The following is a 7,256-nucleotide window of genomic DNA, read 5'->3' on the forward strand; positions in this document are numbered from 1 at the left end:
TCGAGGACTTTTGGGGGATTTCGATGTTCAAGGCCTGGTTTGCGACCCCGTTGTGGGCGCGCGTGCTGCTCGCGCTGATTCTGGGGGCGGTCACGGGCTATCTCTGGGGGCCGGGTGCCGAGAGCATCAAGATCGTCGGCGATCTGTTCATCGACTTCATCAAGATGCTGATCGTGCCGCTGATCTTCCTCAGCCTGGTGTCAGGCGTCACTGCGATCGGCGATCTCGGCAAGCTGGGCAGCGTGGGGTGGCGCGCCATCCTGCTGTTCGTCGTGACCGGGCAGATCGCGGTGTGGCTGGGGCTGGGCCTCGGCACCTTCTTCGCGCCGGGTATCGGCCTCGACACATCGGGGATCGAGATGGGGCCGGTGCCGGAGCCTGCGCCGTTCGAATGGCGGGAGATGCTGCGTTCGATGATCCCGGTCAGCCCGGTGAAGGTGATGGCGGACGTCAACGTTCTGCCCCTGATCGTCTTTTCGCTGCTGGTGGGCATCGGCATCCTGCTCGCTAAGCGGGACGAGGATAGCGAGGGCCCCGACACGCCGGGGGCCACCAGAGGCGCGGTCGGCGCCGTGGCGCGCGCCTTCGATGCGGGCGCGGTGATCTTCCAGAAGATCACCATGGTCATCATGGAGCTGACGCCGTTCGGCGTCTTCGCGCTGATCGCGTGGGTGGTCGGCACGCTGGGGCTCGATGCGGTCGCCGCGCTCGGCAAGCTGGTGGCGCTCAACTACGCCGGGTGCGTGCTCATCATCGTGGTGATGTATGTCTTCATCCTGCTGCTGTCGCGCGTGTCGATCATCGGCTTCTTCCGCGGGATGATCGACGCGATTGCGGTCGCCTATTCCACCGCCAGCTCCAGCGCGACGCTGCCCGTGACCCTGCGCTGCACCCAGCGCAACCTGGGCGTCACGCGCCCCACCTCCAGCTTCATCGTCTCGCTCGGTTCGACCATCAATATGGACGGCACGGCCATGTATCTGGGGCTGGCGACGCTGTTCGGCGCGCAGATCTTCGGCGTGGACCTGAGCTGGGCGGACTACGGGATGATCGCGCTGCTGGCGACCGTGGGCTCGATCGGTGCGGCGGGTATTCCGGGCGGCGGGCTGGTGATGATGGGCGCGATCTTCACGCCGTCGGGGTTCCGCTGGAAACCATCGCCTTCGTCGCGGGCGTGGACCGGATCATGGACATGATGCGCACCGCCACCAACGTCACCGGCGATGCAACCGTCACCGTGGCAACCGCCACCATGCTGGGCGAGATCGACAAGGAAGAACTGGCCAGCGCGGACGATGTCTGACGAGGAGCGAACTTACTCGGCAGGCGAGAAGGCGTGGCGAATTGCCGTGTCCTTCGTGCTTGTCGTGGTCCTGCCGATTGCGGCAATCGTCATTTTCACAGCACCCCCGGATTTCAGCGAACCGGGTCCGCCAGAAGGGTCGGTCGAGTCATGGTTGCGCGATAATGGCTGGTGGTTGGCCTTCGCGAGCTTCTTGGCCACCGGAATTGTCGGAATTCACTTTCTGCCGGTAGGCCGATGGACGAAGGCAGGTATGACGGCTCTCTACGTGCCTTTGGGCATGGGAGGCATCTTCATCTTCGCCCTGATATGGGCGTGCCATTGTTGCGGCGGCTGCCTCTAACTCTCACTCGTCCATCGTCAGCGGCGCGTCGCTGACCGGGTCGACATATTCGATCGGCGTGAATTCGCTCATGGCGCAGCCTGCACCGCGCTCCAGCTCGCCGCCGTAATTCTCCAGCACGTAGATGATCTCGCCCCGGCACAGCTGCCCGATGGAGGTGGAGTAGGTGAAGCCGTCTTGCACGCGCAGACCCGGGCAGGGCCGGGCGAACCGCGCGCGATAGACATCGCCGCCCGCCATCTTGAAATCGATGGTGCGGTCGTCGCGAATATCGCTGTCGCGGATGCTCGCCGTGCGCAGGCAGGTGCGTGGCTCGCCGAGGATACGCACGTCCGTGTCCTCATCCACGCCCGCGAAGCTGGCGTCCGGCTCGTCTATGGGCGCACATGAGGCCAGCCCCAGCATGCCCGCAATCACCGCCATCCGTTTCATGTCCCGCTCTCCCGCGTCGATTTCGCGCCGCTTTTCGCAGCCCGCGCCTTGGGCGGTTCTAGCACCTTCTTGCGGAAGCTGCACAGGTCCGCGACCTCGCAGTGCCAGCATTCGGGCGTGCGCGCCTTGCAGACATAGCGCCCGTGCAGGATCAGCCAGTGGTGCGCGTGGAGGCGGAAAGGGCCGGGGACGCGCTTCTCCAGCTTCGCCTCGACCGCCTCGGGCGTCTTGCCCTTGGCGAGACCGGTGCGGTTGCCGACGCGGAAGATGTGCGTGTCGACCGCGAAGGTTTCCTGCCCGAAGGCGCAGTTGAGCACGACGTTGGCGGTCTTGCGGCCCACACCGGGCAGCGTCACCAGCTGCTCGCGAGTCTGCGGCACCTCGCCATCGTGTTCGTCCACCAGCAGGCGTGCCATCGCGATCACGTTCTTCGCCTTGGAGTTGAACAGGCCGATCGTCTTGATGTGATCCTTCAGCCCGTCCTCACCCAGATCGAGCATCTGCTGCGGGGTTTCCACTTGCGCGAACAGCGCGCGGGTCGCCTTGTTGACGCCCACGTCGGTCGCCTGCGCGCTCAGCGTCACCGCCACCAGCAGCTGGTAGGGATTGCCATATTCCAGCTCCGTCTCGGGCGCCGGGTTGCCCTCTGCCAGACGGCGGAAGAATTCGAAGATTTGGTCTTTCGTCATGGTCGCGGGGGAAGCACGGCCATCACAGGCCGAGGACGTTCTCCATCGTATAACGCCCGGGTTCGCGGCCGATCAGCCACGCCCCGCCGGTGAGTGCACCGCGGGCGAACAGCGCGCGGTCCTCCGCCACGTGGCTCAGCACGATACGCTCGTTCTGCCCTGCCAGGATCACCGAGTGATCCCCGGTAACGGTGCCGCCGCGCAGCGAGGCAAACCCGATGCTGCCGTCTCCGCGTTCTCCGGTCACGCCATCGCGCCCGCGCTCGCTATTGGTGTCGAGGTCGATCCCGCGCGCCTCTGCCGCGGCCTCGCCCAGCAGGAGCGCGGTGCCCGATGGGGCGTCCACCTTTTTGCGGTGATGCATCTCGACGATTTCGACGTCCCAGTCCGGCCCCAGCGCCTGTGCGGCTTCACGCACCAGCTTGGCCAGCATGGTCACGCCCAGCGAGGTGTTGCCGGTTTGCAGGATGGGCACCGCGCGCGCTGCATCGTCGATCGCGCTGTGATGACGTTCGCCCAGGCCCGTCGTCCCGATCAGCAGCGGCACACCCGCGCCGATGGCGGCGTGCAGATTGCCTTCGAGCGCGGCCGGGGCGGAGAAATCGATCAGCACGTCGCTGCGGTCAGCCAGCCCGGCGACATCCTCGCCCTTGTCGACCGCTCCGGCGAGCGTGTGCCCGCTTTCCTCGACAGCAGCCGCGATGGCCTGCCCCATGCGCCCGTCGCGCCCGATAATTCCGATTGCCGCCATTGCAGTCCCGTTGTTGCCCGTGCTTGATGTGCCTCATGGCAGACATTCGCAGCATCGTCATCCTGACCGGCGCAGGCATTTCCGCCGAAAGCGGGATCGACACCTTCCGCGACGCGGGCGGATTGTGGGAAAAGCACCGGATAGAGGATGTGGCAACGCCCGAGGCTTTCGCGCGCAATCCCGCGCTGGTGCAGGGCTTCTACGATGCCCGCCGCGCCGCGCTCGACACCGTTGAGCCCAATGCGGCGCACAAGGCGCTGGCGCGGCTGGAGCGCGAATGGCCGGACGACGAGGCGCACAGCCTGCTGATCGTGACCCAGAATGTGGACGATCTGCACGAGCGAGGCGGTCTGCAAAATGTGCTGCACATGCATGGCGAACTGCGCAGCGCGCTGTGCGGGGCCTGCGGAGTGCGGACGCGCTGGGAGGGTGCATTGTCCGACGCACCGCCCTGCACATCCTGCGGCGCGCCCGCGCTGCGGCCCGATGTCGTGTGGTTCGGGGAGATGCCCTACCAGATGCCACGCATCTACCAGGCGCTGGCGAGGGCGGACCTGTTCGTCTCGATCGGCACCAGCGGCGCGGTCTATCCCGCAGCGGGCTTCGTGCAGGAAGCGGCGGCTTACGGCGCGCGCACGCTGGAGCTCAACCTGGAGCGCAGCGAAGGCTCGCACTGGTTCGACGAATCGCGCCAGGGCCGGGCGGGGGCACTGGTTCCGGAGTGGGTGGACGGGGTGCTCACCCACCGGTGATACGAGAAGGGCAACCTGGCCGAACGTCTGCGCTCGTTCGGTTATGCAAGGTCTTCTCGCGCTAGAGCCACTCGCCGGTTCCCCCGCACGAACCGCAGGGCCGACCTTGATACGTGCCGGTGCCGTTGCACCGAGGGCAGGGATCGAAGCCGATCTTGGCCGCAAATCCGAGTGATCTGACGAGATTTATCAAGTTCGCAATCATGTCCGCTCGCTCCCTCAATCCTTCGAGGTGTCCTGCGCTGTTCCTTTCGCGCTCTGCGAGCATTCCCCAGCTTGTGGTCGATAGGAAGCGAAACCGGCTCCGGTTTGGATGTGTTTCGATCCACTATCGACGGTTTGAGCCACACCCGCTGCATTCCGGATCTTTCATGATCGCGAGTGTCCGCATCCCTGCATTCAGCCCATCCATCAGGTGCAGCTTGCCCCATTGCGGATCGCCGAGAGCACTCGCGCCGTCCAGCAGCACGCGGATCGCCTGCATTGCGGCGAAGCTACCGACCCAGCCGACCATTGCGCCCAGAACGCCGTCCTCGGCGCAGGTGTCGCAGTCGTCGGCATCGAAGGCATCGCCCACGAAGCAGCGGTAGCAGGGCTGGTCGGGCAGGTGCCCCGCAAACGCGCCGACCTGTCCCTGGAAGCGGCCCACCGCGGCGGACAGCAGCGGCAGGCCGTTCGCCACGCAGGCATCCGATACGGCGAGCCGGGTGGCAAAATTGTCCGTCCCGTCCAGCACGAGGTCCGCGCCGGCCATCAGCCTCGCGGCGTTCTCTCCCCCGATCCGGTTGTCATACACCTCGGCGGAGATCGCATTGTCGAAATTGGCCAGCCAGCGGCGCGCGGCGACCGCCTTGGCATGGCCGATATCGCGGGTGGTGTAGATCGTCTGGCGCTGGAGGTTGGAGAGTTCCACATCGCCGTCGTCGATCAGCGTGAAGCGGCCCACGCCTGCCCCTGCGAGATATTGCAGCGCGGGGCTGCCGATCCCGCCGAGCCCCACCAGCACCACGTGCCGGCACGCCAGCGCCGCCTGCCCCGCACCGCCAACCTCGGGCAGCACGATATGGCGCGCAAAACGTTCGAGCCGCTCGGGAGGAAGCACTATTCGCGGTCCTGCGGGTCGTCCGCCGGAAGACGCCGTTCCTGCTTGAACGCGCCGATCCCGAACCACCAGAGGAAAGCGATGACGCCGCCCTTCACCGGCTGCAGCATCGCGATCAGCATGGCGACGGCCACCGGCAGGATGATCGCGAGCGTCAGCCAGGCGGAGATGCCGTAGCTGCCGATCATCGCGATGACGACGGGCGCCAGCAGGTGCCCGACCACGAAGATGCCGATATAGGCGGGAAAATCGTCCGCCTGCTGCACCGACCAGTCCTGCCCGCAATGCGCACAGGTTTCGACCGGCTTGAGCCATTTGCGAAACAGCGGCGCACCATCGCAGCGCGGGCAGTGCCCCCGCAGGGCGCGCAGCAGCGCCGCGGCGAGTGTGGCGGGGAGATCGACTCGCACTTCACAGGTCTGGGGATCGGGCATGGGAAAGCTGTTGGCAGCCTGTGCGCCAAGTGTCGACAGACCTGTGGAACGGTCTGCCGACAACCGGTGCGTAGATTGTCGATCGGCTGTGCGCCGGGCGATCAGCTCTCCAGCTGGCGCAGCAGGCTACGCACGTCGCCGTCCATGTCCGCATCGCGCGTGCGCAGATCCTCGATCAGCTTGACCGCGTGGATCACCGTCGAGTGGTCGCGCCCGCCGAACTTGCGCCCGATTTCGGGGTAGCTGCGCGGCGTGAGCACCTTGGAGAGGTACATGGCAACCTGCCGGGGGCGGACGACCGCACGCGTGCGGCGCTTGCTGCTCATTTCGCTGCGGTCGATGCGATAGAACTGGCACACGGTGCGCTGGATCTCGTCGATCGTGATCCGGCGGCGGTTGGCCGACAGGATATCGGTCAGCTGTTCCTCGGCCAGCTGCAGCGAGACCGGCTGGCCGGTCAGCTGGGCATAGGCGATCAGCTTGTTGAGGCCGCCGACCAGCTCGCGCACGTTGCGGGTGATGGTGCGGGCCAGGAAGTCGATCACGTCGTCGGGCACGGCCAGCGGCGCGAAGCGGGTCAGCTTGGATTCGAGGATCGAGCGGCGCAGTTCCATGTCGGCAGGCTGGATGTCCGCCACCAGCCCCATCGACAGGCGGCTGAGCAGGCGCGGTTCCACGCTGTCGAGCGCCTGCGGCGCACGGTCGGCGGCGAAGACCAGACGCTTGCCCTCGGCCAGCAGGTGGTCGATCGTATACAGCAGTTCTTCCTGCGCGCTCGCCTTGCCGATGATGAACTGCAGATCGTCCACCAGCAGCAGGTCGAACCCGCGCAGCCGCGTCTTGAACTCGATCATCCGGTTCTGCTTCAGCGCCTGGACGAATTCGATCATGAAGCGTTCGGCGCTGCAGTAGAAGATGCGCGCGCGCGGATGGGCGGCAAGGAACTGGTGGCCGATGGCGTGCAACAGGTGCGTCTTGCCCTGGCCGGTCGCCGCCTTGATGTAGAGCGGCGAGAACTGCGGCTTGTCGTTCGCGGCCATGCGCTGTGCGGCATTGCGCGCCAGCACGTTGGCATCGCCGGTGACGAAGGCGGCGAAGGTGAGCGAGGCGTCGAGGCCGACCGAGCTGAAGCCCGGATCGCCGAGCCCACCATCGGACACGACGCGCAGGTCCGGCCCGTCATTGGCGGGGCGACGCGAGTCGCCCAGCGAGATGTCCGCCATCCGCTTGCGGCTGGGGTGGACCTCGATCGCCACGGTCTTGATTTCGGAGCGCATGATCTTCCACGCCAGCGAAAGGCGGTCGGCGAAATGCTTGCGCACCCATTCGGCGGCGAATTCGGAGGGGAGGTAGAGCGCCAGCGTGCCCGTGGCGGCGTCGAACTCGCCCAGCTGGACCGGCTTGATCCACTGGCTGTGCAGCTGATGGCCCAGATCCTTGCGCAGGCCGG

8 protein-coding genes and 1 pseudogene are annotated in these 7,256 nt (G+C 66.3%); 3 read left to right on the forward strand and 6 right to left on the reverse strand.

What is annotated here, in order from left to right; genetic code table 11:
• Window positions 1-23 precede the first annotated feature (23 nt).
• Together ADAD_RS16180 and ADAD_RS0104450 are read left to right on the forward strand one after the other, a co-directional pair.
• Window positions 24-1,303 (forward strand): annotated as a pseudogene (locus ADAD_RS16180) (dicarboxylate/amino acid:cation symporter).
• Window positions 1,296-1,646, forward strand: coding sequence for a hypothetical protein (locus ADAD_RS0104450; RefSeq protein ID WP_010410176.1), 351 nt, complete (start codon window positions 1,296-1,298; stop codon window positions 1,644-1,646). Before ADAD_RS16180 ends, ADAD_RS0104450 begins: the two are co-directional and overlap by 8 nt.
• A 3-nt stretch (window positions 1,647-1,649) precedes the next feature.
• Here the strand turns inward: ADAD_RS0104450 and ADAD_RS15525 are convergent, their stop codons facing one another.
• From ADAD_RS15525 to dapB, 3 genes are read right to left on the reverse strand one after another with little or no spacing between them, the layout of a single operon-like run.
• Window positions 1,650-2,078: a hypothetical protein gene (locus ADAD_RS15525; protein WP_010410178.1), complete on the reverse strand. Its 429-nt coding sequence runs from the start codon at window positions 2,076-2,078 to the stop codon at window positions 1,650-1,652.
• On the reverse strand, window positions 2,075-2,767 hold the full coding sequence (gene nth / locus ADAD_RS0104460) for an endonuclease III (RefSeq protein ID WP_010410179.1): 693 nt from the start codon (window positions 2,765-2,767) through the stop codon (window positions 2,075-2,077). Before nth ends, ADAD_RS15525 begins: the two co-directional genes overlap by 4 nt.
• A gap of 22 nt (window positions 2,768-2,789) precedes the next feature.
• On the reverse strand, window positions 2,790-3,518 hold the full coding sequence (gene dapB, locus ADAD_RS0104465) for a 4-hydroxy-tetrahydrodipicolinate reductase (RefSeq protein ID WP_010410181.1): 729 nt from the start codon (window positions 3,516-3,518) through the stop codon (window positions 2,790-2,792).
• Between the two features lie 35 nt (window positions 3,519-3,553).
• Between dapB and ADAD_RS0104470 the strand changes: the two genes are divergently transcribed.
• Complete coding sequence (locus tag ADAD_RS0104470) at window positions 3,554-4,270, forward strand: NAD-dependent deacylase (RefSeq protein WP_010410183.1); 717 nt, start codon at window positions 3,554-3,556, stop codon at window positions 4,268-4,270.
• 328 nt (window positions 4,271-4,598) lie between these two features.
• Here ADAD_RS0104470 and ADAD_RS0104475 read toward each other — a convergent pair whose 3' ends face one another.
• The 3 genes from ADAD_RS0104475 to dnaA form a co-directional block, all read right to left on the reverse strand.
• On the reverse strand, window positions 4,599-5,375 hold the full coding sequence (locus tag ADAD_RS0104475) for a HesA/MoeB/ThiF family protein (RefSeq protein WP_029139906.1): 777 nt from the start codon (window positions 5,373-5,375) through the stop codon (window positions 4,599-4,601).
• Window positions 5,372-5,806, reverse strand: coding sequence for a DUF983 domain-containing protein (locus ADAD_RS0104480; RefSeq protein WP_010410190.1), 435 nt, complete (start codon window positions 5,804-5,806; stop codon window positions 5,372-5,374). Before ADAD_RS0104480 ends, ADAD_RS0104475 begins: the two co-directional genes overlap by 4 nt.
• A 101-nt stretch (window positions 5,807-5,907) precedes the next feature.
• A partial coding sequence (dnaA, locus tag ADAD_RS0104485; RefSeq protein WP_010410192.1) for a chromosomal replication initiator protein DnaA occupies window positions 5,908-7,256 on the reverse strand: 1,349 nt, incomplete at its 5' end.

This window comes from Citromicrobium sp. JLT1363 (assembly GCF_000186705.1).
Lineage (GTDB): Bacteria > Pseudomonadota > Alphaproteobacteria > Sphingomonadales > Sphingomonadaceae > Alteriqipengyuania.

Bases quoted from the DNA above. Each gene is read 5' to 3' on its own strand.
- ADAD_RS0104450 (WP_010410176.1), top strand. From the start codon at position 1,296: ATGTCTGACGAGGAGCGAACTTACTCGGCAGGCGAGAAGGCGTGGCGA.
- ADAD_RS15525 (WP_010410178.1), bottom strand. From the start codon at position 2,078: ATGAAACGGATGGCGGTGATTGCGGGCATGCTGGGGCTGGCCTCATGT.
- nth (WP_010410179.1), bottom strand. From the start codon at position 2,767: ATGACGAAAGACCAAATCTTCGAATTCTTCCGCCGTCTGGCAGAGGGC.
- dapB (WP_010410181.1), bottom strand. From the start codon at position 3,518: ATGGCGGCAATCGGAATTATCGGGCGCGACGGGCGCATGGGGCAGGCC.
- ADAD_RS0104470 (WP_010410183.1), top strand. From the start codon at position 3,554: ATGGCAGACATTCGCAGCATCGTCATCCTGACCGGCGCAGGCATTTCC.
- ADAD_RS0104480 (WP_010410190.1), bottom strand. From the start codon at position 5,806: ATGCCCGATCCCCAGACCTGTGAAGTGCGAGTCGATCTCCCCGCCACA.